This window comes from Gryllotalpicola daejeonensis (assembly GCF_039538145.1).
GTDB lineage: Bacteria > Actinomycetota > Actinomycetes > Actinomycetales > Microbacteriaceae > Gryllotalpicola > Gryllotalpicola daejeonensis.
The window spans coordinates 448,518-473,549 of record NZ_BAABBV010000001.1 but is presented as its reverse complement, the minus strand read 5'-3'; the positions used below and the strand labels follow the sequence as shown (position 1 = coordinate 473,549).

Sequence of the window (25,032 nt, the reverse complement as noted above, 5' to 3'; positions counted from 1 at the left end):
CGTGCGCCGCCGCCCCAATGGCTTGTCGGAATCTACGAAGCGCTCTGCTCGGCCTTGACGGCGGACTGTTCCGCCTCCACAAACGCGGCGGAGATGAGCTCGGCGGTCGCCTCGACCTGCCAGGGGCGTGCTCCGCCGGCGGAGAGTTGGGCGCCGATGGCGGCCGCGGTCGCCGGAGCCGGTGGCTCCCACGAGACGCGGCGCAGCAGCTCGGGCGTCAGCACGTTCTCGACCGGGATCTGGTGCTCTTCGGCATACGCCATCACGCGCTCGCGCGCCAATCGGTAGCGCGCGTCAGCAGCCGGGTTGCGGTCAGCCCAGGCGCGCACAGGCGGGACATGGTCGCCGGAAGAGCGCGTCACCGGCAGGTCGTCGGTCGTGCGACCGAGTTCGATGGCGTTCCACCACCGATCGATCTCGCTGCGGCTCGCCCGGCCTGTGAACTCCTTCAGCCCGGCGAGCTCGCGCTTCGAGGCCGGCATCGCCTTGGCGACCGCGGTCAGTGCCGCATCGGGAACGAGCCGCCCGGGGGCGGAGTCCTTCTCGCGCGCGAGCTGGTCGCGCGCGATCCACAGCTCGCGGGCGACGGCAAGATTGCGCACGCCGCGCAGCGAGTGGATGCCCGACAGTCGGCGCCACGGTTCGGCGCGCGGCGCCTTCGCCTCTTTCACGAGCTCGCCGTGGAACTCCTGCCGGGCGATCTCGGTCTTGCCGCTCTCGATGAGCAGCTTCTCGACCTCGTCGCGCAGGTCGACGAGCAGCTCGACGTCGAGCGCGGCGTAGGTCAGCCACGACTGGGGGAGCGGGCGGGTCGACCAGTCGGCCGCCGAATGCTCTTTCGCGAGGTGGATGCCAAGCAGGCTCTCGGTGAGCGGGCCCAGCCCCACGCGCGGCAGCCCCAGCAGACGCGCCGCGAGCTCGGTGTCGAAGATGTCGACGGGGTCGAGGCCCACGTCGCGCAGACACGCGAGATCCTGGCTGGCGGCGTGCAGCACCCACTCCTCGCCGACGATCGCCTGCTGCAGGGCGGTGAGGTCGTGGCCGACCTCGGCCTCCAGCGCGATCGGGTCGAAGAGGAACACTCCGGAGCCGCGACGGAAGACCTGGATCAGATAGGCGCGCTGCGAGTACCGGAATCCGCTCGCTCGCTCCGCATCGACGGCGACGGGACCGGTGCCGCTCGCAAGAGCCGCCACCGCGCCCTCGTAGTCGGCGGCGGTGGCGGTTACGGAGTATTCGGTGGAGTTCTTCGTCACGGTGTCTTTCGCTTCAGGCACGCTTGCTCTTGGCCTTGCGTAGTGAGAGTACGCTCACTCCCTCGGCCGTCGGCGGGATCCCCGCCAGCATGCAGACCAGGTCGCCCCACGCCTCGACGTGCGCGCCGAGGTCGAGATCGGTCGGCGTCCACGACGCGCGCAGCTCGATCTGAGCGCCGTCGCCCTGGTGCGCGAGCTGCCCGAAACCGGTGGAGATGATCTTGGTCGCCGTCCCAGAGGCCGAGTGATAGGCCGTATGCCTCGTCTCGAGCGCGTCGATGAGCCACGACCACGTGACATCGGCCAGGAACGGATCGAGGCCGATGTCGGTCTCGAGCGGCGCCTGCGCGAAGCACACGACGCGGAAGGTGCCGCCCCATTCCTCAGATCCGGCGGGGTCGTGCAGCAGCACGAAGCGCCCTGTGCCGAGCTCTGAGTCGATGCCGTGCCGCTCGGGCGTGACGTCGGCGGCGAGCGCGAACGACTCAGGGGCCAGCTGACCGGGTGCGCTGATCGGAGTCAGGATCAGGTCGGGGCGGATGACGGCCCGTTTGATGGAATCCAACGCGGCGGTGAACTCAGCCGATGCTCCGCGTCCGGACGGTGTGGACGACACAGCATGAACATTAGAGTTCAAGGTGAGGGTGCGCGATCAGGCACGCCGCGCGAAGGGGGTCGAGATGGCCGGTTGGCGCAGGCGCGTCGGCTATCCGCTGGTGTTCGGTGCAGTCGGTGCGGCAACGTTCGGCGTTGTCTCGGCGGCGTCTTCCGTTCTCATCGCACGCAAGGTGCTGACCCCGCCGAGGCGTCGCGAAGAAGACGTCATCGTCAAGGCGGTCGCGCCCGATTCATCCGTCATCACGCTCTCGCCGACGCCCGAGACCCTTCTGCGCGGCGACTACAGCTTCTGGTTCGACCAGGATGCCGGTCACGCCAGACTCGGCCCGATCCTCTCACGCAGTGGGGTCTCGGTGACTCGGCGGGTCGAGCGCGTCAGCTTCGGCGACTTGACCCGCGCGAAGCGCGGCCGCATCAGCGGCTGGTGGTACGTGCGCCCCGAGGAGCTCGGCCTTCCGGTCAAGTCCATCGGCATCGACACCGACGGGGGAGTGGCCCCGGCGTGGCGCTTCAACGGGCCTAAGGGCGACGACGGCGTGCGCAGCGGCAAGTGGGCGATCCACGTGCACGGCCGCGGCACCCAACGCCAGGAATGCCTGCGTGCGGTGCCGACCTTCCGCGAGCACGGCTGGACGAGCCTCGTCATCTCTTATCGCAACGACGGCGACGGCCCGCGCAGCGACGACGGCCGCTATGGCCTGGGCTCGACCGAGTGGCGCGACGTCGAGGCCGCGATCGAATACGCCGTCGAGCACGGCGCGACCGACATCGTGATCATGGGCTGGTCGATGGGCGGTGCGATTGCGCTGCAGGCTGTGACGCGCTCGCTGCACGCCGACCTCATTCGTGGAGTCGTGCTCGAATCGCCCGTCATCGACTGGGTCGACACCCTGCGCTATCAGGCCGGCGAGCTGCACGTGCCCGACCCGATCACCGAGAGCGCGCTGAAGCTGCTCGACGCCCCGTGGGGCGGCCACCTGACGGGCGCGGCGGCGCCGATCGGCTTGCCAGAGCTCGACTTCGTGCAGCGCGCCGATGTGCTGACCACACCGATCCTGCTGCTGCACAGCGACGACGATGGCTATGTGCCCGCCTACGCCTCGCGCGCCCTCGCCGCCCGCCGCCCCGACATCGTGACCTTCGTGCGCTTCACCAGGGCGCGCCACACCAAGCTGTGGAACTTCGACCCGAAGAAGTGGACGAAGGCGATCAGCAAGTGGCTCGACGCCCTCGAGGTCGGCGACGGAACGCCTACGCCCCCTGAGGCGTAGACCGCTTCAGGGTGACCTGGTGCTTCGCGCGGCCGAGCAGCGCCCCCATGCCGCGCAGCCGCAGCGGTGAGACCGCCTGGGTAAGCCCGAGGGTCTGCGGGTAGTCGTCGGGCACGGCCAGCACCTCGTCGGCCGTCAGGCCCGCGAGCCCCTGCACCAGGATCGACGCGAAGCCGCGCGTCGTCGGCGACTCACGCGGTGCGGTCACGAACAGGTGCACCACCTCGGCGTCGTCGACCTCGACGAAGAGGAAGACGGGGCTCTGGCACTCGACCACGCGCTCGAACAGATCGGGGTGGTCGCGGTAGCGCTCCGGCAATTCCGGCAGCTCGTTCGAGAACTCGAGCAGCAGCTGCAGGCGCTCGCTCTGCGAGAGCGCGAGGAACTCGTCCCTGATCTCGGCGAGCGCCGCGGGGGTGTCGCTCACGCCACCCCGACCTCTGCGCCGTGCACGATGGGGACGCGCACGGCCGAGCCCCACTCCGTCCACGAGCCGTCGTAGTTCTTCACATTCTCGAAGCCGAGCAGGTGGGTCAGCACGAACCAGGTGTGGCTCGACCGCTCGCCGATGCGGCAGTATGCGATCACGTCATCACCCGGCTTGAGGCCGGCGCCGTCGAGATAGACCTCTTCCAGCTCCGCCCGCGACTTGAACGTCGCGTCCGGCGCGGCCGCCTTCGCCCACGGCACCGACGCGGCCGACGGGATGTGCCCGGAGCGCAGCGCGCCCTCTGTCGGGTAGCCCGGAATCTCGGTGCGCTCGCCCGTGTACTCCTCGAAGCTGCGCACATCGATCAACGGCCGGCGAGCCCCGAGGTGTGCGAGCACGTCCTCCTTGAACGCGCGCACGGTTGAGTCGTCGCGCGAGACGACCGGGTATTCCACGGGTGCCGGAGTCGAGGCATCCGTCGTCAGCTCACGCCCCTCGGCGATCCACTTGTCGCGCCCTCCGTCGAGCAGGCGCACGTCGGGGTGGCCGAACAGGGTGAAGACCCACAGCGCATAGGCGGCCCACCAGTTGTTCTTGTCGCCGTAGATGACGACCGTCGTGTCGCGGCCGATGCCCTTCGAGCCGAGCACCTGGGCGAACCGCTCGCCGTCGATGTAGTCGCGCACGACGGGGTCGTTCAGGTCGGTGTGCCAGTCGATCTTGACGGCCCCGGGGATGTGGCCGGTCTCGTAGAGCAGGACGTCCTCGTCGGATTCGACGACGACGAGACCCTCGTCGCCGAGGTGCTGCGCGAGCCACTCGGTCGAGACGAGCCGCTCGGGGTGCGCGTAGGCGGCGAACTTCTCGTTGGTGTCTGCCTGAACGGGCATGATGCGCTCCTCACGTAGGCTGGCGATACGTTCTCCACGCTAGGCGCGCGTGTGCAAAGCCGCACCGGCGCGGGGTAAGACTTCGACATGTTCGAAAGCAGCTCTCGACAACGACATGACAACTGACGCCCTGGGCACCGCGCCCGTCACGAGCCTGACTCAGCTCGCCCCCACGATCACGGGCGAGCAGCTGCTCGCGAGCCTGACGCCGCCCGCCCAGTTCGCGAACGCGAGCTTCGACAACTATCGCCCCGACGCCGACTATCCGTCGCAGCAGCAGGCAGTCGACACCTTGCGCGTGTTCTCTGCCGCAGCGCCGGCGAAGAGCGGGGGATTCCTCGGCCTGGGGCGCCGCAAGAAGAGCGACGGCGACCAGAAGCCCGGCGTGTACCTGGACGGTGGTTTCGGCGTCGGCAAGACCCACCTTCTCGCCGCACTCTGGCACGCGGCATCCGGTCGCAAGCTCTTCGGCACCTTCATCGAGTACACCGCGCTCGTCGGCGCGCTCGGCTACGCGAAGACAGTCGAGCTGCTGAAGGGCACCGCACTCATCTGTATCGACGAGTTCGAGCTCGACGACCCCGGGGACACGATGATGATGACGCGCCTGATCGGCGACCTCGTCACCGGCGGCACGCGCTTCGCCGCCACCAGCAACACCCCGCCGAACGCCCTGGGCGAGGGGCGGTTCGCCGCGAGCGACTTCCTGCGCGAGATCCACGCGATGTCCGGCAACTTCACGACGCTGCGCATCGACGGCCTCGACTTCCGCAGGCGCGCGACGAGCGGCCAGGCAGAGGTGACGGATGCCGCGGGCATCACTGCCGCCGTCGAGGCAGCCCGGGCGGCCGGGCGCGTGGCCACGCGCGACGACTTCACGGCGTTCGTCGACCACCTCGCGACCGTGCACCCGTCGCGCTATCTGAAGATGGTCGACGCGGTCGATCTGATCGCCCTCGATGACGTGGTCGAGCTGCACGACCAGATGCAGGCGCTGCGGCTGGTCGCGTTCATCGATCGGGCGTACGACGCAGAGCTTCCCATCGTCGCCTCGGGCATTCCGCTGTCCGAGGTGTTCGACGAGGCGATGCTCAGCGGCGGCTTCCGGAAGAAGTACCTGCGCTCCGTCTCGCGCATGATCGCTTTGACGGCAGCCTCGAAGCCGTAGGAAACACGATGTTTACGAAGCGGATTTCACCGTAACCGCTGCGAAACACGACACGGCAGGGCGCGAAACCTCTCGTCGCGAAACTGGGCCAGTCCCAGCAACCCGAAGAGAGAGGTACCAGACGTCATGTCGGTTCTCACCAGTGCTACGACGGACGCGATCACCAACAACTTGAATTCGTTGTGGCTCATGGTCGCCGCCGCCCTCGTCCTCCTCATGACGCCCGGCGTCGCCTTCTTCTACGGCGGCATGGTCCGCGCGAAGTCCGTGATCAACATGATGATGATGAGCTTCGGAGCCATCGCCCTCGTGGCCGTCCTGTGGGTGATCTACGGGTACTCGATGTCGTTCTCGTCGGGTGACGGGTGGCTCATCCCGCACGTGCTCGCGAACCCCTTCCACGACTTCCTGCTGCACAACGAGATCCACTTCAAGGGCGGCACCGAGCTCGGTCTGCAGAGCCTCGACGTTCACGGCCTCGCCTTCGCCGGGTTCCAGGCCACCTTCGCGATCATCACCGTCGCTCTGATCTCGGGCGCCATCGCCGACCGCGCCAAGTTCGGCGCGTGGATGGTCTTCTCGGGCATCTGGGTGACCGTGGTCTACTTCCCGGTCGCCAGCTGGGTCTTCAACTTCACGGTCGGCGGCAGCGCCGACGGTGGCTGGGGTCAGCACGGCTACTCCGACGGCGGCTGGTCGGTCTTCGGTCTCGGCGTCAACGACTTCGCAGGCGGCACGGCCGTCCACATCAACGCGGGTGCCGCCGGCCTCGCTCTCGCCCTTGTCCTCGGCAAGCGCGTCGGCTTCGCGAAGGGCATGGCCAAGCCGCACAACGTGCCGCTGACGCTGCTCGGCGCCGCGCTGCTCTGGTTCGGCTGGTTCGGCTTCAACGCGGGCTCCGAGGGCGCCGTCGACGGCATCTCGGCCCTCGCCTGGGTCAACACCCTCGCTGCCCCCGCAGCCGCCACCATCGGCTGGCTCATCACCGAGAAGATCAAGGACGGCAAGCCGACCTCGATCGGCGCAGCATCGGGCGCCGTGGCCGGCCTCGTCGCGATCACCCCGGCCTGTAACATCCTGTCGCCCGGCTGGGGCATCGTGCTCGGTCTGATCGTCGGCGCGATCTGCTGCCTCGCGATCGAGCTCAAGTGGCGCCTCGGCTTCGACGACTCGCTCGACGTCGTGGGCATCCACCTGGTCGGCGGCATCGTCGGAACCCTCTACATCGGCTTCTTCGGCAACGGCATCGGCCTCATCGACACCGGCTCGTTCTACCAGCTCGGTGCGCAGGCGATCGGCGCCTTCGCGGTTGCGATCTACTCCTTCGTCCTGGCCTACGCGATCGGCTGGATCATCCAGAAGACGATGGGCTTCCGCATCACGAGCGAGGACGAGAGCGCCGGTGTCGACTCGGTCGTCCACGGCGAAGAGAGCTACGCGCTCGACCCCGCGGCGGTCTGAGCACCCCCGCAGCACCCACAGCAGAAGGGCCGCCGGTCAGCCGGCGGCCCTTTCGCTGTGAAACATCCCGTTAACACCGAGCCTGCAGACTGACACGACTCCGAAACATGAGAGAGATGAGCAGCCTGCATGTCAGTCCTCGCAGACGCCACCGCCGGGTTCACGGTCAGCACCGACTCCCTCTGGCTGATGATCTGCGCGGCTCTCGTGCTGCTGATGACGCCGGGCCTCGCGTTCTTCTACGGCGGCATGGTGCGCGCCAAGTCGGTCATCAACATGATGATGATGAGCTTCGGCGCCATCGCCCTCGTGAGCGTCCTCTGGCTGATCTACGGCTACTCGATGTCGTTCGGGGTCGCCGACAAGCGCGGGCACATCACCGACTGGGTCATTCCGCACTGGCTGCTCAACCCGTTCGCCAACCTCGCGTTGCATGACTTCCTACCGATCCACGCCGATGGCTCGCTGTCTGCGCTCAACGCGGGCGACACCTACTCGCTCGCCTTCGTCGGCTTCGAGGCGACCTTCGCGATCATCACCGTCGCGCTCATCTCGGGCGCCATCGCCGACCGCGCCAAGTTCGGCGCGTGGATGATCTTCGCGGGCGTCTGGGTCACCGTCGTCTACTTCCCGGTCGCGAGCTGGGTCTTCAACTTCACCGTCGGCGCGGACGGCCAGGTCGTCGACGGCGGCTGGCTCGTGCACCAGCTCGGCCTCGCCGACTTCGCCGGCGGCACGGCGGTCGAGATCAACTCCGGCGCCGCAGCCCTCGCTCTCGCTCTCGTCCTCGGTCGCCGCCTCGGCTTCACGAAAGGCATGGCCAAGCCGCACAACGTGCCGCTCACGCTGATCGGCGCGGCGCTGCTGTGGTTCGGCTGGTTCGGCTTCAACTCCGGATCGGCGCTCGCGGTGAACACCTCCGCGGCACTCGCGTGGGTGAATACGCTGGCAGCCCCGGCAGCCGCCACCATCGGCTGGATCGTCACCGAGCGCCTCAAAGAGGGGAAGCCGACTTCGATCGGCGCCGCTTCCGGCGCGGTCTCGGGGCTCGTCGCCATCACGCCGGCCGGCAATGTTCTGACCCCGGGGTGGGCCATGGTGCTCGGTGTGCTGACCGGCGTGGCGTGCTGCCTCGCGGTCGAGCTCAAGTGGCGGTTCGGCTTCGACGACTCGCTCGACGTCGTCGGCATCCACCTTGTGGGCGGCCTCATCGGCACGCTGTTCATCGGCTTCTTCGGCGCGGGTATCGGCCTGCTCGATACCGGCTCGTTCCGCCAGCTCGGCGTGCAGGCGATCGCGAGCCTCGCTGTCGGCGTCTACTCCTTCGTCATCGCCTACGCGATCGGCTGGGTGCTGCAGAAGACGATCGGCTTCCGCATCACGAACGAGGACGAGAGCGCCGGCGTCGACAACGTGCTGCACGGTGAAGAGGGCTACGCCCTCGACCCCGCATTCTGATCGTTCACCGCGCGGTTCGGATGCCGCGACGGTTGTTCACTCGACACGAACGCTGACGCCACCGGGGGTCAACCGGACGCGGTGAACCTGGCCGCGTGCAGAAGGTGTCTCGACGGACAGCACTCATCGGCGGCGCGGGAGTTCTCGCACTCACCCCCGGCGTCGTAGCCGCCGCACTCTCGGCACGCGGACCCAGCGCGCCGCTGCGCCCGGCTGCGCATCGCCCGATCAGCACGGCGGGAACCACCCTCGAGGCGGCTGCCGCGCCGCGCACCGAGCACGGCTACACGCGTCTCGCGGCGGGCCCGGGCTACGCGCCGCTACTGCGCGAGGAGCTCGCCTCGCGGGCATCCGCCACAGCCTCTCTCACGCCGCTCGCGGCGTTCGTGCAGCTCACCGACCTGCACATCGTCGACGCGCAATCGCCCGCGCGCTTCGAGATGTTCGCCGCCGTGAACGGCTCGGCGTTCCGCCCGCACGAGGCCCTCGGCACGCATGGCGCTGCGCGTCTCGTCGCGCGTGTCAATTCGCTCGCCGGTGCGCCGTTCACCGGCCGCACCCTCGACGCGGTCATCTCGACCGGCGACAACACCGACAACGGCGAGACGCTCGAGCTGGACTGGTACCTCGCCGCCCTGAGCGGCGGTGAGATCGTCGCGAACTCGGGCTCGCGCACCAGGTGGGAGGGCGCGCAGAGCGTGGGCAAGGCCGCGTGGTACAGCCCGGAGCTGCCCGTCGCGGATGCCTACAAGAAGGCCGGATTCCCCGAGCTGCCCGGCTTTTTCGGCCGGATCAGCGCCCCGCACACGAGCGCAGGGCTGAAGGTGCCGTGGTACGCCGTCGTCGGCAATCACGACGACTCGGTCTGCGGGTCGCTGTCGAACCTGCACGCTGCGTGGAACGACGTCTACGTCGGAGACGTGAAGTTCACGAAGTTCACGTCGGATGCCGCGAACAAGGCGATCCATGCGCTGTGGACCAACTCCGCCGGCACCAGCGCCGCCCGCAGTGCGGTGCGCGAGCTGGGGGAGCTGCCGCGGCTCGCGAAGCAGTGGACCGTGACCGCCGACGAGCGGCGCCGCCCGTTCACGAAGAGCGAATACGTCGCCGCCCATCTCGCGCCGCAGAACACCGGCCCTGGCCCGGTAGGGCACGGGTTCTCGCCAGACGACCTGGCCGCGGGGCGCACCTACTACGCGACCCAGCTCGCCCCCGGCGTGCTCGGAATCTCACTCGACTCGACCAACAGCGCCGGGCTGTCGCACGGATCGCTGGCGGCTACCCAGTTCCGCTGGCTCGAGGCCACGCTGGCGGCCCACCCCGACGAGTACATCGTCGTCTTCAGCCACCACACGAGCACCTCGATGGACAACCCGTTTCCGGACCCCGGGGCACCGGGGGAGCAGACGTACACGGGCTCCGACGTGGCAGCGCTGCTGCACAGGCATCCGCAGGTCGTCGCCTGGGTCAACGGCCACGTGCACGCGAACCGCATCACGCCGAGGCGGGGAACCGACGCGAAGCACTCCTTCTGGGAGATCACGACGGCGAGCCACATCGACTTCCCGCAGCAGGCGCGCGTCATCGAACTGGCGCGCAGCGGGTCGGGCATCCTCTCGATCTTCACCACGCTGATCGAGTCGGACGCACCCTACGAGGCGGGGTACGACGACGGGTCGCAGGCTGCGCTCGCCTCCCTGTATCGCGAGCTCTCATTCAACGACCCACACCGCGCGCCCGGCCACGAGGGCGCGCCGGGCGATCGCAACACCGAGCTGCTGCTCGTCGACCCGCTGGCCTGACGCACAGCGACGCGGCTCTAGGCTCGAGGCGTGACCGTCGCCCGCGTATTCGCGCTCGTGTGGGGCGCCCTCGCCGTCAGCTGGGGGCTGTTCCTGATCATCCGCCGCAACTGGCTCTCGGAGCTCGCGCAGGAGCTCAAGCGGCAGAACGGCATGCGCATCGCCTTCGGCTCGCAGTCGCCCAGGTGGATGCTCGCGGGCGGTATCGCGTTCCTCGTCGTCGGGCTCGCGTGCCTCACGGTGCTGGCGGTCGTCGCCACAGGGTGAGCTTGTCGGGGTTCACGACGAGTCTCAGCTCGCTGACGACCCCGTGGGTGACGGCGAAGGTCACGACGCCGAAGATGCGTGCGCCGTCCCAGATCGTGAGCCCGAGGCCGTCGGCGGTCTCTTCTTCGACCACTTCGAACGACGGCTGCTTCTGAGCGACGCCGAACAGGAATCGGGCGACTTTGTCGGCGCCGATGACGGCGTTGCGCGCGGCGCTCACCCGGCCGCCCCCGTCGGAGCGCAGCACCACGTTCGGGTCGAGCGCGCGCACGAGCGCGTCGAAATCGCCCGCGCGCGCCGCCGCGGCGAACGCGGCGACCACGCGATCATGCTCGGCGCGCGGCACGGCCCGCGTTCGCTCCGCCTGAGCGCGATGCCGAGCGGATGTCGCAAGCTGGCGGCACGCCGCAGGAGAGCGCCCCACGATCTCGGCGATCTCGCCGAAGGGAATCGCGAAGACGTCGTGCAGCACGAAGACGACCCGCTCGGCCGGCGTCATGGATTCCAGCACGATCAAGAGCGCCGTGCTGACGGAGTCGTCGAGCGTCACCCGGTCGAGCGGGTCGACGGGTGCAGCCTCGGCGAAGGCCGCGGGCGGCACGGGCTCGGGCAGCCACGGCCCCACGTAGCGCTCGCGCCTGGCGCGCGCCGAGCCGAGCACGTCGAGGCAGATGCGGCTCGCAACCGTCGTGAGCCAGGCCGCCGGCGAGGCGATCGCCGCGCGCTCCTGGTCGCTGAGTCGGTACCAGCGTGCGTAGGTCTCCTGGACGGCATCCTCAGCCTCGGCGATCGTGCCCAGCATTCTGAACGCGAGCGACACGAGACGGCGGCGCTCGGCGATCACCTCGGTGTCGACGGTCATGTGGTTCCTCCCTCGGCAACTATGACGACGTGCGGGCGCGATGTGTGACTAGCGGCTCACATTCCGCCGGGGCGTGTCGTCAATGAAGGCATGACAAGCACATTCAAAGTCGCGGTCGCCGGAGGTACCGGAGTGGTCGGGCGTCACGTGGTCGCCGTACTTCGCCGGAGCGGGTGCGAGAGCGTCACGCTGAGCAGAGGGTCGGGCGTAGATCTCACGGATGCCCGAGCCGTCGGCGCCGCGGTCACGGGATGCCAGGCCGTCATCGACGTGGCGTCCGTTCAGACGCTGTCGGCCAAGTCGACCGTGAGGTTCTTCGGGAACGTAACCCGAAACCTGCTCGCGGCGGAAGAGCAGCAGGGCGTCGGCCATCACGTCGCCCTCTCGATCGTGGGCGTTCCCTCAGCGCCGTTCGGCTATTACGCGGGCAAGAAAGTGCAGGAGGATCTGGTCAGCGCATCGCGCGGCGGGTGGACGATTCTGCGCGCGACGCAGTTCCACGAGTTCGCCGCCCAGACCGCGGCTCGTGGGCGGCTCGGTGGTCTCGTCGCCGCTCCGAAGGGGCGCACGCAGCCGGTCGCGGCGGCCGAGGTCGCCGAGGAGCTCGTCGCGCTGGCGCTGGGCTCGCCTCGCGGGTTCGCCGGCGAGATCGGGGGCCCTGAGGAACGAGAGCTGCCCGAGCTCGTGCGGCGCTACCTCGGTGCCGTCGGCGACCGGAGCCGGGTGCTCGCGATCCCGTTGCCCGGCGGGATGGGGCGGGCGATGCGGGCGGGGACGCTGCTGCCCAGTGCGGGTGCGAAGCTCGGAGTGCAGACGTTCGAGGAGTGGCTCGCGACGGTCAGTGCGTGACGCGATCAGCCGGCTTTGCGCTGAAGCGACCAGCCGTGGTCTTCCCACGTGTACACGAGCCGGTTGCTCGGGCCCTGGGAGTCGCCGCGCCAGAAGACGACGCGAAGCGGCGTGATGGCGTAGCCGAGCCAGGTGGCGGGCGGCTCCAGGGGATCTTCGGGGTGCGCGCTGTCGAATTCGGCCCACTTCTCTCGGCGCTCGGCGACGGGCCTGGCCGCCAGCTCGTCGGTGTTCACCCACTCGAGCAGCTGCAGGGCGCGTGAGCGCTGAGGGAACTCCGCGGACGCTTCCTGCGACGTCTCGGGCGCCACGTCGCCGGTGATCACCACCTGCCGGGCGAGTTCCGGCCAGACGAGCACCGCGGTCGCGCGGGGGAGAGCGGCGAGCTCGGCGACCTTTCCGCTGTGCGCGCTCGTATGGAAATGGATGCGCTCACCGTCGAAGCCGGAAAGTAGAACGGTGCGCCCATTCGGATAGCCGTCGAGCCCGACTGTGGCGAGGGTCATCAGCGGCTCGTTCGGGTCGTCGACCGCGGGCAGCCAGGTCTTCAGCAGCTCGCGAGGGTCCGCTGGCGCAGCATCCAAGTCGTCCGGGACGTGGCCGTAGGTGTCTGCGTCGTTCATCGCTCCAGCTTGGCGCCCAGACGCGCCGTGAGCGCGGCCTTGACGCCGTACCACTCGGTGAGCATCGGCCGTGTGGAAATAAGAAAACCCCCGGCCAGGCGGGGGTTTCTCTCTGAAGTGGGCGATGCCAGACTCGAACTGACGACCTCTTCCGTGTGAAGGAAGCGCGCTACCAACTGCGCCAATCGCCCGCTGTTGTGCGTCTTGATGCTAGCCGACCATGGGCCCGTTTCACGAATCGAGACGCGCCCCGGCGCCGATTTGAACTCAGCACAAAACGTGGGTTATGGTTGAGAAGTCGCCGGGACGGGGCCGAAAGGAACCGGGCCGGAAAGACAAAATGCGGATGTAGCGCAGTTGGTAGCGCATCACCTTGCCAAGGTGAGGGTCGCGAGTTCGAGTCTCGTCATCCGCTCGAGTGTGAAGCTCCGACTTCATGCGGGCCTGGTGGCGTGGCCGAGAGGCGAGGCAGCGGCCTGCAAAGCCGTATACACGGGTTCGAATCCCGTCGCCACCTCCACACTCATTCGCTCCTTCTTCTTTAGCCCGCTAAAGTGATGCGAAAGAGCGCGATTGGCGCAGCGGTAGCGCGCTTCCCTGACACGGAAGAGGTCACTGGTTCGATCCCAGTATCGCGCACAGAAGAAAACCCCCGGATCTCCGGGGGTTTTCTGCATTTCGGGCGCCATTGTCAACCGGGTGGAAACTCGGCGCACGCGGGAAAACGATGACAGCATGAGTGACGAGAACAGCGAACAGCGAGAGAACCGACTGAGCGATCTGGCTTCGGACCCGGCGCACCCCTTCGACCAGACCAACGGCATGGTGGACGGCCTCGACGGCGACGCCGACGCGCCGGAGACGGTGGACCGGAAGACCGGCGATGACGCCGACGTCGAGGTGCTGGTAGCACCAGCACCCGGGACGCAGATGGCCGGAGGGGTGCTTCCCTCCGTATTGCGCGGCAAGCACCGTGCGGAAAGCGACGCGGATGAAGACGACCCCACGGCCTGAGTTGTGACCGCGTGCGCCGTCGGCGACTGCGAACGCGCGGCCGCCCCAGGCGCGCCGGCGCCGCTGTGCCTGCAGCACCTGGCGCTCTCCGCGGATTGGGTGGGGCAGGAATTCGGCACCGAGGATCTGCTGCCGTCGCCGTGCCCCGCCTGCGGCAGCAGGCTCGGCGTGCGATACCCGTCGGGGTGGCTCTGCGCAGTCTGCGAGTGGGCGTACGGGACCAGTCCAGACGGTGCGTTGCCGAGGCCACGCGTCGACGTCGTGTACTACATCCGCTTCGGCGACCGGATGAAGATCGGCACCACCAGCAATCTGCGACAGCGCATGGCGAAGCTGTGGCACGAGGACCTCGTCGCGCTCGAACGCGGTGGGCGCGCACGGGAGCGTGCCAGGCATGCCCAGTTCGCACGTGCACGCCTCGGCACGAGCGAGTGGTTCGAGCTCGCGCCCGAACTCGTAGCTCACACCGAGGTGCTGCGCGCCGGCGTCGACGATCCGTGGTCGCTGTATGCCCGCTGGATCAGCGAAGCGGTCGCAGCCCACGGCTGACGCGCCGGCGGATCAGAGCAGATACGCGTCGACGAGCAGCTCGCCGCGGATCGCCCGAAGCTCGTCGAACAGTCGCGAGTACATGACGTGCGTGGTACCGCTCGCCTGGACGTCGTGCGCACCCAACCGCTCGAGCTTTCCGGTGCGGATGCGAATGACTTCCCAGCCGGCCGCGCGGACGGCCCGGTCTTTGCGCTCGTCGACCTTCTGTCGGCGCCCGACGTGCTCAAGGCCATGACGGCCGGTGGTGTCGTACTCGATGGCGACCCGCAGCTCGGGCAGCAGGATGTCGGGCCAGACCTCGAGGTGGTCGAAGAAGGGCCGAGCGACCCGAATCGCATTGAGGCCGTGCGTGACCGCCAGGCGCGCCTCGAGCTCGGCGCGCAACTCTGATTCGACAGCGGACGCGGGCTTGGGGGCACACACGCTGAGGAACGCTTCGCCGACCGGAAGTGCCGGCGTCTTGGAGCAGAGCGGGCGGCGCGGGCGGGCTGCACGGGGCCGCGGCGGCGCCGAAGCCAGCGAGGCCGCCGTGGGAGTTTCGCGCGCGAGGCCCCCGGCCGCGGGGTCGGGCCACGCCGAGAGATCAGGCACGCGTCGCGGCGTCGCAAGCGCGAGGCACTGCGGGCACCACGACGACCTGCGCCGCCTGTTGCCCGAGCCCGGTCTCTCGCGCTGCTCTGTCGGAGTCGCCACGAAGATGTGCCCGGCGTCGCACTGCCACTGCAGCAGCACGTCTGCGGCTGGAGGCACCTGCGTCAGCGTGATGCCGTGATTGAGGTCGGGGTGGTACTGCCGGATGAGCACGGGGAACGGCGCCCAGGCCTCGCGGTAGGTGCCGACGGGGTACGGCACAGGCGTGCCGCGCGAGAACTGCCTTCTCGCCCACCACTGATCGACCGGCTCCGCCACGCCCGCGACTCTAGTTCGCACCACCGACACCCCGCAGGACGGCCGGCCCAGGCATCCGCGTGCCATGAAAAACGAAGGCCCCCGGGGGAATCCCCGGGGGCCTTCGCTCAGCAGATCAGTGCGCTACTGCTGCACCTTCCACGGGTCCTTCTTGCCGCCCTTGCCGGGCACGTCGCCCTGGGTCCACCACTGGGCGACGTACGTGACGCCGTTGTACTCGACGACGTCACCGGTGTTGAAGACGCGAGTCGCGGTCCACAAGACCGAGCCGTCGGGCGCGGTCTTGAGCTCCTCCCACACCTGCTTCTTCGATGCGCCGGGCTGGTCGCCCTGCGTCCACCACTGCGCGCGCCAGATCGAGCCGTTGTAGCTCACCAGGTCGCCCGTGTTGTAGACCGCCTTCGCGTTCCAGGCAGCGGGCGCCGGCAGCGTCAGGCCGACGACGACGGGGTCGTGGTCGGAGGCCGCGAAGGGGTCGGTGCCGTCGAACAGCTGCGTCGCGTTGTAGTTGTAGCGGCTGTACGCGTAGGCGATGGCCTCCTGCGCGTTGATCTGCCAGACGTCCGCGCCCGTCACCATCTTGAGCGCGCCCGCGTTCGCGAGCACGTGATCGAGCGACCCCTCGAGGCCGTCGTAGGAGTACGTCTGCTCACTCGGGTCGAAGGTGCTGCCGAGGTCGGTGTAGCCGTCGGCGTACAACGTCTCGAGCGGGTCCTCGTGCGTGTACGAGTTCAGGTCGCCGACCAGGAAGATGCGGTCGGTGCCGAGCGACTTCGCGACGCTGTTCGCGAAGGCGACGGTGTCCTGCGCCTCGTGCACACGGGTCGCGTTGAAGCCGCCCTGGTCGACCGCAGGTGACGAGGTGTCCTCGGCGTCGCCCGGGTAGAGGCCGGTGGAGTCAGCGCCCTTCGACTTCCAGTGGTTCGCGACCACCAGGAAGGCGTCATCATCGCTGGCGTTGGCCTTCTTGAAGCCCTGCGCCAGCGGCTCACGAGCGATCGAGAACGGCTCACCGGGGTCGGAGTCGCCGAGCAGCACTGTCGCCGTGCCGACCGGCGTGACGTCGGCGGGCTTGTAGATGAAGCCCGAGTGGATCACGTCCTCCTGTGCGAGCGGGGGCAGCTTGTCGGCCGGGGGAGAGGGCACGTATGCCCACACCTTCGCACCTGCCGCCGCGTTCAGCGCGTCGACCAGGCCGGCCAGCGCGGTGTCGCGCGGCTCGCCGAACTTGGCCGAGTTCTCGATCTCCTCGAGCGAGACGATGCTCGCGCCGAGGCGGTTGATACCCGTGACGATCTTCGACTGCTGGCGCTGGAAGCTCGCGTCGTTCGCCGCGCCGCGGGGGCCGGGGCCGCCGTCGGTCGTCGTGCAGGTGTTGACGGCGATGTGGTTGCCGGCGCGGTCGTTGTAGTACGAGCAGGTGCCGAGGCCGGAGCTCACGAACTTCTCGCCCGTCATGGGGAAATAGTTCTCGACGTTGAAGGTCGCGAGACGCACGTCGCCGCCCACCGCGCTCGGCTGCTCGTTCAGCGCGCGCCGATCGCTGAAGGTGGCGACGGATGCCCCGTCGCCGGTCACCGGCGAGGTCGGCTGGAAGTTCCACAGCGAGAAGCGGTAGTCGAGCACGACGGGCGCGTGGAAGGTGACGGCCGCGCCGTCGCTCACCGGGTTGTCCGGCGTCAGCCACGGCAGCGGCGTGTTGGCCGCGGCGCCGCTGCTGTAGTTCGTGCTGGAGCCGTCGTCGAGGGTGATCGTGCGTGCCGCGTTGTCGGCGGCGACGGCCTGCGCAGCCGCGGAACCGGCGGTGCCGGCGTCCGTCGGCTGCCGCAGCGGCGTCGTGCCCGCGGCCAGCGTGAACGAGCCGTACCAGTTGGCGTCGTAGTTGTCGCTGACGGTGAAGGCGCCCTGCGGTGCGAGCAGCTCGCCCTCGTGCGCCTCCTTCTGCGCATTCGTGGTCAGCTGCGACCAGGGCAGCGGCTCGGCGACAACCGGTGCGAGCGGCGTCGCGAGCTCGGTGACCGTCGGGGAGCTGATCTCGGTCTCGCCCTGGTACTCCTGCACGGTGCCGGTGACGGAGACGCTGTCACCGATGTGCACCTGCTTGGCCGAGTTCGAGCCGAAGACGAAGACCGCGTCGGACTCGCCGGGCGTCGTGTCGGCGCCTGAACCGGTGCCGGCCGTCTCGAGGAAGAATCCGTTGAATCCTCCCGTGGCGTAGACGGCGGTGACGACGCCCTCGGTCGCGACCGCGTCGTTGACGTAGGGCGAGGTGTCGGTCGTGCCCTGGATCTGCGCGATCGTCAGGGTCTGCGCGCCGGTGCCCGTTCCCGTGCCGGGGTCGCCGCCGCCGGTCGGCGGAGTGGTGCCGCCGGTCGAGCCCGAGTTCTCGGGGGTCGGCGCTGCCGCCTGGAAGTCTGCGGCGTTGTTGTCGGTGTCTGCGCCGTTCGCCGCGCGCTGGTAGCTCAGCGTGAGCGAATTGCCGGTGGCAGCCGTGCCCTCGGGGGAGTTGCTCGTGCCCCAACCGATCTTGTCGATGACGCTCGGGTCGGTGGGGACCACGCCCGCCGCGCTGGCGGCGACGTAGAGCGTGCCACCGCCTGCGCCCGGGTTCACGCTGCCGCCCGTCGAGAGGTCGGGCGTGGGCAGCGCCGCGCCGGGGTTGGTGCTCGCGTTGTTGCTCGGCAGCTCGATGAGGAAGTGGCCGTGCGACGCCACCGAGCCGCTCAGCGCGAAGACCTGCGATCCGCTCGGGGTCACGGTGCTCGTGGGGGCGCGGTACTGCAGCGTGTCGCCCGCGAGTGAGATCGCGCTGCCCGTGGGGTTGTACAGCTCGACGAACTTGTTCAGATAGCTGGCGCCCGTGGAGCCGCCGTTGACGTAGGCCTCGCTGATGACGAGGCCGGTGCCGGCGGGGTTCGCGAACGCGGGGGCGGAAAGACCTGCCGTGAGCAGGCACGCCGCGGAAGTCGCGGCGGCGGCGAAAACGACTCGCCGCGTGAGAGCAGAGGGCATCGAGGCCCACCTCCATAGTCGGTGGATTGCGTGGATCGGGCCGTGCGGGGCACAGCCCAAGATGTCGACGCTATGGCCCCACGACGGGTGACCGGAAGAGCGACGTGTTAACAGACGGTGACGGATTCCCCACCGAGAGGCCGCCGGAGTGAGGAACCGGCCGCCACTAGAGTTGAGGCATCCCTCGTTCGCACGTCTCAATAGGAGTGGTACACGTGGCCGATGGCTTCGAGCTCTTCCCCGATCGGAAGGTTGTCGCGATCCGCGTCAACGGCGAGCTGAAGGACAAGGCCACGACGACGACCGCTGACGACGTGGTCGAGCCGGTCACGATCGACTCGCCCGACGGCCTGAGCATCCTGCGCCACTCGGCGGCGCACGTGCTCGCGCAGGCCGTGCAGCAGGTGAACCCCGACGCGAAGCTCGGCATCGGCCCGCCCATCACCGACGGCTTCTACTACGACTTCGGCGTCGCGGAGGCGTTCACGCCCGAGTCGCTCAAAGAGCTCGAGAAGGCGATGCAGCGCATCGTCAACCAGGGCCAGCGCTTCGTGCGCCGCGTCGTGACCGACGACGAAGCGCGCGCAGAGCTCTCGAACGAGCCGTTCAAGCTCGAGCTGATCGGGCTCAAGGGCTCGGCCGGCAAGTCTGATGACAATGAGTCCGTCGAGGTGGGCGCCGGCGAGCTGACCATCTACGACAACGTCGACGCGAAGACCGGCGAGACCGTCTGGAAGGACCTCTGCCGCGGGCCGCACCTGCCCGACACCAAGCTCATCAGCAACGGTTTCGCCCTGACCCGCGTCGCCGCCGCATACTGGCGAGGCAGCGAGAAGAACCCGCAGCTGCAGCGCATCTACGGCACCGCGTGGCCCACCAAGGACGACCTGAAGGCCTACCAGGAGCGCCTCGCCGAGGCCGAGCGCCGCGACCACCGCAAGCTCGGCAAAGAACTCGACCTGTTCTCCTTCCCTGACGAGATCGGCTCGGGGCTCTCTGTCTGGCATCCGAAGGGCGGCATCGTCCGCTACGAGATGGAGCAGCACGCGCGCCGCCGCCACCTCGAGCAGGGCTACTCCGTTGTGTACACGCCGCACCTGGCGAAGTCCGACCTGTTCGCGATCTCCGGTCACCTGCAGACCTACGCCGACGGCATCTGGCCGCCCATCCGCATGGATGAGGAGCGGAACGCAGAGGGCCAGGTGGTCAAGCAGGGCGCCGACTACTACCTCAAGCCCATGAACTGCCCGATGCACATCCTGATCTACAAGGAGCGCGGGCGCAGCTACCGGGACCTGCCGCTGCGGCTGTCCGAGAACGGCACGGTCTACCGCAACGAGCTCTCGGGCGCGCTGCACGGCCTCACCCGCGTGCGCGGATTCACGCAGGATGACGCGCACCTGTTCGTGGCGCGCGACCAGCTCGAGGCCGAGACGACCAAGGTGCTCGAGTTCGTCATCTCGCTGCTGAAGGACTTCGGCCTCACCGACTTCAAGCTCGAGCTGTCGATGCGCGACGACGAGAAGTCGAAGTGGATCGGCGACGAGCAGCACTGGGCGGAGGCGACCGACGCGCTGCGCCGCGTCGCCCTCGCTTCCGGGCTCGAGCTCACCGAGCAGCCTGGCGAGGCCGCGTTCTACGGCCCGAAGATCGACCTCAAGACGACCGACGCGCTGGGTCGCAGCTGGCAGCTGTCGACCGTGCAGGTCGACTTCAACCTGCCCGAGCGCTTCGAGCTCGAGTACACCGCGCCCGACGGCTCGAAGCAGCAGCCGATCATGATCCACCGCGCGCTGTTCGGGTCGATCGAGCGCTTCTTCGCGATCCTGCTCGAGCACTACGCGGGAGCGTTCCCCGTGTGGCTCGCGCCGACCCAGGTCATCGGCATCCCGGTCGCCGACGAGTACGCGCCCTATCTCGACGAGATCGTCGGCCGCCTCGCGGCGCAGGGCGTGCGCGCAGAGGTCGACCACTCGGATGACCGCATGCAGAAGAAGATCCGCAACGCGGCCAAGGCGAAGGTGCCGTTCCAGCTCATCGCCGGCGAAGAGGACCGCTCCAAGGGCACGGTGAGCTTCCGCTTCCGCGACGGCAGCCAGCTCAACGGCATCCCGGTCGACGACGCGATCACGAAGATCCACGCGTCGATCGCGTCGCACGAGCAGGTCGACACCGCCTGGGCGGAGTGAGATGGCGCGGCTCTCGCTCGACGACTACGGCGATCACGAGGAGCCGGAGCGCGAAGCATCCGTTCAGCTCGACGACCCGTCGCACCTCGCCGGCGTGCCCGATGAGTTCCAGCGCCTCTGGACGCCGCATCGGATGGTCTACATCCAGTCAGGGCAGCAGCAGCCGCACGGCGACGACTGCCCGTTCTGCGTCGCGCCGACGCTGAGCGACGAGGAGTCGCTCATCGTGCACCGCGGCCGCACTGCCTTCGCGCTGCTCAATCTGTTTCCCTACAACAGCGGCCACCTGCTCGTATGCCCGTATCGGCATATCTCGGTCTATGACGAGGCTGATGCGGACGAGGTGGCCGAGATCGGCGCTATCACGCAGACGGCGATGCGGGTGATCCGCCAGGTGTCCAAGAACGACGGCTTCAACCTGGGGATGAATCAGGGGGCCATCGCCGGCGCGGGGATCGCCAGCCATCTGCACCAGCACGTGGTGCCGCGCTGGGCGTCCGACGCGAACTTCCTGCCGATCATCGCGAAGACCAAAGCGCTGCCGCAGCTGCTCGGCGAGGTCAGGGCGACCATCGCCGACGCCTGGCCGCAGTAGCGGCCGCCGCGGTCAGCGCAGTTGTCGGGGCTCGAACTCCAGGCGCGGATTCGCGAAGTGCTCCTGGGACTCGACCAGCTGCAGCTCGCGGTCACCGGAGGCCAGCGTCTGCTCGAGCAGGCCGAAGACGCTCGAGACGGTGCGCGCGAGTGCGTCGGGCGCGGAGCGCGTCGCGAGATAGTGCGCCGTGAAGAGCGCAGCCGTGACATCCCCTGAGCCGTTGGCCTTGAACGGCAGCTGCGGCGTCGTGACGATCCAGGCGCCGCTGTCATCGGCGGCGAGCATCTCGAGCGTGCCGCTCTCGCGGTCCGGCCGCTCAACGCTCGTGACGAGCACCGTGCGCGGGCCGAGGTCGCGGGCGCGATCGACGGACTCGAGGGTCGAGGCCAGGTCGTGCGGCTCGGTGCCGGTGAGATAGCCCAGCTCGAACTGGTTCGGGGTGATCAGGTCAGCCACGGGCACGACCCGGTCGCGCAGCAACACGGGGATCGCAGGCGCGACGAAGCACCCTGACCGCGCGTTCCCCATGACGGGATCGCACGCGTAGATCGCGGCGGGATTCGCCGCCTTGACCCGTGCGACCGCATCGACGATGACGTCGGCGATACCCTCGCCGCCCTGGTAGCCCGAGAGCACCGCGTCAATACTGCCGAACGCGCCGCGTTCCTCGACGCCGGTGATCACGTCGCGCACATCCTCCGGCGCGATCATCGGGCCGCGCCAGGCGCCGTAGCCCGTGTGGTTCGAGAAGTTCACCGTGTAGACGGGCAGCACCTCGACGCCGATGCGCTGCAGGGGGAACACCGCGGCGGAGTTGCCGACGTGCCCGTATGCCACGGCTGACTGGATCGAGAGGATCTTCATCCTTCGATCCTCCCACCCGCGCACGCCCCGCCCGCGCACACCTCGACCATAGGCACGCTCGGTAGAATCCCCACCACTATGACCAACGGAGAGGTCGGCTCGAGCCGCGTCAAGCGCGGACTCGCCGAGATGCTGAAGGGCGGCGTCATCATGGACGTCGTCACCGCCGAGCAGGCGCGAATCGCCGAGGACGCAGGGGCGGTCGCCGTCATGGCGCTCGAACGTGTCCCTGCGGACATCCGCGCCCAGGGCGGCGTCGCTCGCATGAGCGACCCCGACCTCATCGACGAGATCATCGCGGCGGTGTCGATCCCCGTCATGGCGAAGGCGCGCATCGGCCACTTCGTCGAGGCGCAGGTGCTGCAGGCGCTCGGCGTCGACTACATCGACGAGTCCGAGGTGCTGTCACCCGCCGACTACGTCAACCACATCGACAAGTGGAACTTCACCGTGCCGTTCGTGTGCGGCGCCACCAACCTCGGCGAGGCGCTGCGACGCATCAACGAAGGCGCCGCGATGATCCGATCAAAGGGCGAGGCCGGCACCGGCGACGTCTCAGAGGCGACCAAGCACATCCGCAAGATCACCTCTGAGGTGAACGCGCTCAAGTCGATGACGAAGGACGAGCTCTACGTCGCCGCCAAGGAGCTGCAGGCGCCCTACGAGCTCGTCGCCGAGATCGCCGAGACCGGCAAGCTTCCGGTCGTGCTGTTCACCGCGGGGGGCGTCGCCACCCCGGCCGATGCCGCGCTCATGATGCAGCTCGGCGCCGACGGTGTCTTCGTCGGCTCCGGCATCTTCAAGTCGGGCGACCCGGCGAAGCGCGCGGCCGCCATCGTCAAGGCGACCACCATGTACGACGACCCGCAGACGATCGCCGAGGTCAGCCGCGGGCTGGGCGAGGCGATGGTCGGCATCAATGTCGCAGATCTCGCCGCGCCGCACCGACTGGCCGAGCGCGGGTGGTGAGCCCGGCGCCTCGCGTCGGCGTTCTCGCCCTTCAGGGTGACTTCCGCGAGCACCTGGCGGTGCTGCGCGAGCTCGGGGCGGAGGCGGTTCCTGTTCGCCGACCCGATGAGCTGGTATCCGTCTCTGGTCTCGTGATCCCCGGCGGCGAGTCGACCGTCATGGACAAGCTCTCGCGCGCTTTCGGCCTGCGCGAGCCGCTGCTCGATGCGATCGCCGCCGGGCTTCCGGTCTACGGCACCTGCGCCGGCCTCATCATGCTGGCCGACCGGGTGCTCGACGCGACCCCGGGCCAGCAGACGCTCGGCGGCCTCGACGTCACCGTGCGGCGCAACGCCTTCGGCTCGCAGCTCGACTCGTTCGAGACCGACCTCAAGATGCCGGTGCTCGGCGACCCGCCCGTGCACGCCGTGTTCATTCGCGCACCCGTGGTGGAAGCACTGGGCGAGAAGGCGGCCGCTCTCGGCTCGCTCGACGACGGCCGCGTCGTGGCCGTCGAGCAGGGCAATCTGCTCGGCACGTCGTTCCACCCCGAGGTCACGGGCGATCTCCGCTTCCACGACCACTTCCTCTCGAAGGTGCGCGCCGCCTAGCGTTGGGGCATGCCCTCGTATGTCGCTCTGCTGCGCGGGGTGAATGTCGGTCGCATCACGATCAGGTCCGCCGACCTCGCCGAGCTGTTCCGCTCGCTCGGGTTCGCCGCAGTGCGCACGGTGCTCGCAAGCGGCAACGTCGTCTTCGAGAGCGACGAGACGGATGCCGCAGCCCTCACGTCCCGCATCGAGGGTGCTCTCCGCGACCGTTTCGGCTACGACGCGTGGATCGTGCTGGTGACGCGCGATCGGCTTGCTCAGATCGTCGAGGCGTTCCCGTTCGATGCCGAGCGCGAGGGGTGGCATCCCTATGTCCTGTTCGCATCGGACGCGGCGCACCTGGCCGAGCTCGCCGCGCACGCTCCCGAGCTGGACCCGGCAGAGGAAGCGGTCGAGCCGGGGGAGGGGGTTCTCTACTGGCAGCTCAACATCGCCGTCGGAAGCACGAACACCAAGCTCGCGAAGATCGTCGCGAAGCCGCGCTTCAAGCCGACCACCACGAACCGCAACCTGCGAACGCTGAGGAAGCTGCTCTAGCGGCGGGCGTTCGCCGCCCAGTGCTCGCGCACGATCGCGGCCACCGCGTCGGGGTCCTCGAGCGGCGCGATGTTGCGCACGCCGTGCAGCGTGCGGGTGCGCGCGTTCTGCATGCGATAGGTGACGGCCTCGGCCTCGGCCGGCCCCCAGCCCGTGCGCGCGTCACCGGCGACGAAGACCGTAGGCGCCTCGACGGCGAGGGCGGCTTCGTCGAGCGAGGGGCGGTCGAGCACGAAGGAGCGAGCGGCCCGCACGAATGCCCGGCGGTCTGCGCTCAGGAATCCGTTCTTCACGATCCGCACCGCCTCCGGATCGACCGCGATCGTGCGCTCGGTGAGAATCGAGCGCAGCAGCCGCGTCTGAAGGGGCCCCGGGAAGCCGAACAGGCGGATGAGCGGCAGCGCGGCCGCGAGATCGCGGCGCTCGGTGCCGCCGAGCGGCTCGGTCGGCGCGCCGATGGACACCAGCGAGCGGATGCGCCGGGGTCGCTCTACCGCGGCCGCGATACCGACCTGACCGCCCCACCCGTTGCCGACCCAGTCGACGCGGTCGATGCCCAGCGAGTCGAGCACGTCGAAGGTCGCCAGCGCGCACTCGGCGATGGTCGACGGGCGGTGCAGCGGCTCACTGGCGCCGAAGGACGGGCCGTCGATCAGCACGACGGTCCGCAGGCGCGTGAGTACCGGAAGGACGCGGTCCCAGCTGTGCGAATCCACGAAGAAGCTGTGCCACAGCACCGCGACCCGCTTCGGGCCCTCTTCCACCCGCACGCCGAGCCGCCCGAGGCGCGTCGCGAGCTTCACCGGCATAGCTCAAAGCCTAGGCGCGCCGAGCGGGCCTTCGCGC

General features: G+C 68.9%; 24 protein-coding genes and 4 tRNA genes. 17 read left to right on the top strand and 11 right to left on the bottom strand.

Going from position 1 to position 25,032, the window contains the following annotated elements; genetic code table 11:
* Positions 1-32 precede the first annotated feature (32 nt).
* Together ABD736_RS02380 and ABD736_RS02375 are read right to left on the bottom strand one after the other, a co-directional pair.
* Entirely contained in the window at positions 33-1,277 is a 1,245-nt protein-coding gene (locus tag ABD736_RS02380; protein WP_425554982.1) for an HRDC domain-containing protein, read from the bottom strand.
* The gene (locus tag ABD736_RS02375; RefSeq protein ID WP_344790134.1) at positions 1,270-1,872 is read right to left on the bottom strand and encodes a DUF3000 domain-containing protein; all 603 of its coding nucleotides are present in this window, start codon (positions 1,870-1,872) and stop codon (positions 1,270-1,272) included. Before ABD736_RS02375 ends, ABD736_RS02380 begins: the two co-directional genes overlap by 8 nt.
* A 22-nt stretch (positions 1,873-1,894) precedes the next feature.
* On the opposite strand from ABD736_RS02375, the gene ABD736_RS02370 reads away from it, so the two are divergent.
* Complete coding sequence (locus ABD736_RS02370; protein WP_344790133.1) at positions 1,895-3,145, top strand: alpha/beta hydrolase family protein; 1,251 nt, start codon at positions 1,895-1,897, stop codon at positions 3,143-3,145.
* Here the strand turns inward: ABD736_RS02370 and ABD736_RS02365 are convergent.
* Together ABD736_RS02365 and ABD736_RS02360 are read right to left on the bottom strand one after the other, a co-directional pair.
* Positions 3,126-3,572, bottom strand: a complete 447-nt coding sequence (locus ABD736_RS02365; RefSeq protein ID WP_344790132.1) for a SufE family protein — start codon at positions 3,570-3,572, stop codon at positions 3,126-3,128. The genes ABD736_RS02370 and ABD736_RS02365 overlap by 20 nt on opposite strands.
* Positions 3,569-4,465, bottom strand: a complete 897-nt coding sequence (locus ABD736_RS02360; protein ID WP_344790131.1) for a sulfurtransferase — start codon at positions 4,463-4,465, stop codon at positions 3,569-3,571. Before ABD736_RS02360 ends, ABD736_RS02365 begins: the two co-directional genes overlap by 4 nt.
* A 115-nt stretch (positions 4,466-4,580) precedes the next feature.
* Here ABD736_RS02360 and zapE point away from each other — a divergent pair, with 115 nt between their 5' ends.
* From zapE to ABD736_RS02335, 5 genes are all read left to right on the top strand, one after another.
* Positions 4,581-5,633, top strand: coding sequence for a cell division protein ZapE (gene zapE, locus ABD736_RS02355; protein WP_344790130.1), 1,053 nt, complete (start codon positions 4,581-4,583; stop codon positions 5,631-5,633).
* Between the two features lie 189 nt (positions 5,634-5,822).
* Positions 5,823-7,094, top strand: a complete 1,272-nt coding sequence (locus ABD736_RS02350; RefSeq protein ID WP_425555020.1) for an ammonium transporter — start codon at positions 5,823-5,825, stop codon at positions 7,092-7,094.
* 189 nt (positions 7,095-7,283) lie between these two features.
* Positions 7,284-8,552 (top strand): ammonium transporter, encoded by a 1,269-nt coding sequence (locus ABD736_RS02345; protein WP_425555019.1) that lies wholly within the window; start codon positions 7,284-7,286, stop codon positions 8,550-8,552.
* A 95-nt stretch (positions 8,553-8,647) separates the two neighbouring features.
* Positions 8,648-10,354, top strand: a complete 1,707-nt coding sequence (locus tag ABD736_RS02340) for a TIGR03767 family metallophosphoesterase (RefSeq protein ID WP_344790127.1) — start codon at positions 8,648-8,650, stop codon at positions 10,352-10,354.
* Between the two features lie 30 nt (positions 10,355-10,384).
* On the top strand, positions 10,385-10,621 hold the full coding sequence (locus ABD736_RS02335) for a hypothetical protein (RefSeq protein WP_344790126.1): 237 nt from the start codon (positions 10,385-10,387) through the stop codon (positions 10,619-10,621).
* Here ABD736_RS02335 and sigJ read toward each other — a convergent pair.
* Positions 10,590-11,483, bottom strand: coding sequence for an RNA polymerase sigma factor SigJ (gene sigJ, locus ABD736_RS02330; RefSeq protein ID WP_344790125.1), 894 nt, complete (start codon positions 11,481-11,483; stop codon positions 10,590-10,592). The genes ABD736_RS02335 and sigJ overlap by 32 nt on opposite strands.
* Before the next feature lie 90 nt (positions 11,484-11,573).
* On the opposite strand from sigJ, the gene ABD736_RS02325 reads away from it, so the two are divergent.
* Entirely contained in the window at positions 11,574-12,332 is a 759-nt protein-coding gene (locus ABD736_RS02325) for an SDR family oxidoreductase (protein WP_344790124.1), read from the top strand.
* Between the two features lie 5 nt (positions 12,333-12,337).
* On the opposite strand, the gene ABD736_RS02320 is transcribed toward ABD736_RS02325, so the two are convergent.
* Complete coding sequence (locus ABD736_RS02320) at positions 12,338-12,955, bottom strand: pyridoxine/pyridoxamine 5'-phosphate oxidase (RefSeq protein ID WP_344790123.1); 618 nt, start codon at positions 12,953-12,955, stop codon at positions 12,338-12,340.
* A 118-nt stretch (positions 12,956-13,073) separates the two neighbouring features.
* Positions 13,074-13,146 (bottom strand) — tRNA-Val (locus ABD736_RS02315).
* Between the two features lie 151 nt (positions 13,147-13,297).
* Here ABD736_RS02315 and ABD736_RS02310 point away from each other — a divergent pair.
* From ABD736_RS02310 to ABD736_RS02290, 5 genes are all read left to right on the top strand, one after another.
* A tRNA-Gly gene (locus ABD736_RS02310) sits at positions 13,298-13,370 on the top strand.
* Between the two features lie 31 nt (positions 13,371-13,401).
* Positions 13,402-13,475 (top strand) — tRNA-Cys (locus ABD736_RS02305).
* A gap of 47 nt (positions 13,476-13,522) precedes the next feature.
* A tRNA-Val gene (locus ABD736_RS02300) sits at positions 13,523-13,594 on the top strand.
* Between the two features lie 96 nt (positions 13,595-13,690).
* Positions 13,691-13,969 carry a hypothetical protein gene (locus ABD736_RS02295; RefSeq protein WP_344790122.1) on the top strand — a complete coding sequence of 93 codons (279 nt, stop codon included), beginning with the start codon at positions 13,691-13,693 and terminating at the stop codon, positions 13,967-13,969.
* Positions 13,970-14,206: 237 nt separating this feature from the next.
* The gene (locus ABD736_RS02290) at positions 14,207-14,518 is read left to right on the top strand and encodes a GIY-YIG nuclease family protein (protein ID WP_344790121.1); all 312 of its coding nucleotides are present in this window, start codon (positions 14,207-14,209) and stop codon (positions 14,516-14,518) included.
* 12 nt (positions 14,519-14,530) lie between these two features.
* On the opposite strand, the gene ABD736_RS02285 is transcribed toward ABD736_RS02290, so the two are convergent.
* Both ABD736_RS02285 and ABD736_RS02280 read right to left on the bottom strand, forming a co-directional pair.
* A complete protein-coding gene (locus ABD736_RS02285; protein ID WP_344790120.1) occupies positions 14,531-15,430 on the bottom strand; it encodes a zinc-ribbon domain-containing protein in 900 nt (299 codons plus the stop codon).
* A gap of 123 nt (positions 15,431-15,553) precedes the next feature.
* Positions 15,554-18,442: an ExeM/NucH family extracellular endonuclease gene (locus ABD736_RS02280; protein ID WP_344790119.1), complete on the bottom strand. Its 2,889-nt coding sequence runs from the start codon at positions 18,440-18,442 to the stop codon at positions 15,554-15,556.
* A 215-nt stretch (positions 18,443-18,657) separates the two neighbouring features.
* Between ABD736_RS02280 and thrS the strand changes: the two genes are divergently transcribed.
* Both thrS and ABD736_RS02270 read left to right on the top strand, forming a co-directional pair.
* Positions 18,658-20,631 (top strand): threonine--tRNA ligase, encoded by a 1,974-nt coding sequence (gene thrS, locus ABD736_RS02275; RefSeq protein WP_344790118.1) that lies wholly within the window; start codon positions 18,658-18,660, stop codon positions 20,629-20,631.
* Position 20,632: 1 nt separating this feature from the next.
* A complete protein-coding gene (locus ABD736_RS02270) occupies positions 20,633-21,226 on the top strand; it encodes an HIT family protein (protein WP_344790117.1) in 594 nt (197 codons plus the stop codon).
* A gap of 12 nt (positions 21,227-21,238) precedes the next feature.
* Here ABD736_RS02270 and pdxY read toward each other — a convergent pair whose 3' ends face one another.
* Positions 21,239-22,090 carry a pyridoxal kinase PdxY gene (gene pdxY, locus ABD736_RS02265; RefSeq protein ID WP_344790116.1) on the bottom strand — a complete coding sequence of 284 codons (852 nt, stop codon included), beginning with the start codon at positions 22,088-22,090 and terminating at the stop codon, positions 21,239-21,241.
* 78 nt (positions 22,091-22,168) lie between these two features.
* On the opposite strand from pdxY, the gene pdxS reads away from it, so the two are divergent.
* Genes pdxS through ABD736_RS02250 form a run of 3 tightly spaced genes read left to right on the top strand, consistent with a single transcriptional unit; the run spans position 22,169 to position 24,186 of the window.
* Complete coding sequence (gene pdxS / locus ABD736_RS02260; RefSeq protein WP_344790115.1) at positions 22,169-23,059, top strand: pyridoxal 5'-phosphate synthase lyase subunit PdxS; 891 nt, start codon at positions 22,169-22,171, stop codon at positions 23,057-23,059.
* A complete protein-coding gene (gene pdxT, locus ABD736_RS02255; protein WP_344790114.1) occupies positions 23,056-23,649 on the top strand; it encodes a pyridoxal 5'-phosphate synthase glutaminase subunit PdxT in 594 nt (197 codons plus the stop codon). The genes pdxS and pdxT overlap by 4 nt, the downstream gene beginning before the upstream one ends.
* Before the next feature lie 9 nt (positions 23,650-23,658).
* Positions 23,659-24,186, top strand: a complete 528-nt coding sequence (locus tag ABD736_RS02250) for a DUF1697 domain-containing protein (protein WP_344790113.1) — start codon at positions 23,659-23,661, stop codon at positions 24,184-24,186.
* Here ABD736_RS02250 and ABD736_RS02245 read toward each other — a convergent pair.
* A complete protein-coding gene (locus ABD736_RS02245; RefSeq protein WP_344790112.1) occupies positions 24,183-24,995 on the bottom strand; it encodes an alpha/beta fold hydrolase in 813 nt (270 codons plus the stop codon). The two genes, ABD736_RS02250 and ABD736_RS02245, sit on opposite strands and share 4 nt — an antisense overlap.
* Between the last annotated feature and the right edge of the window lie 37 nt (positions 24,996-25,032).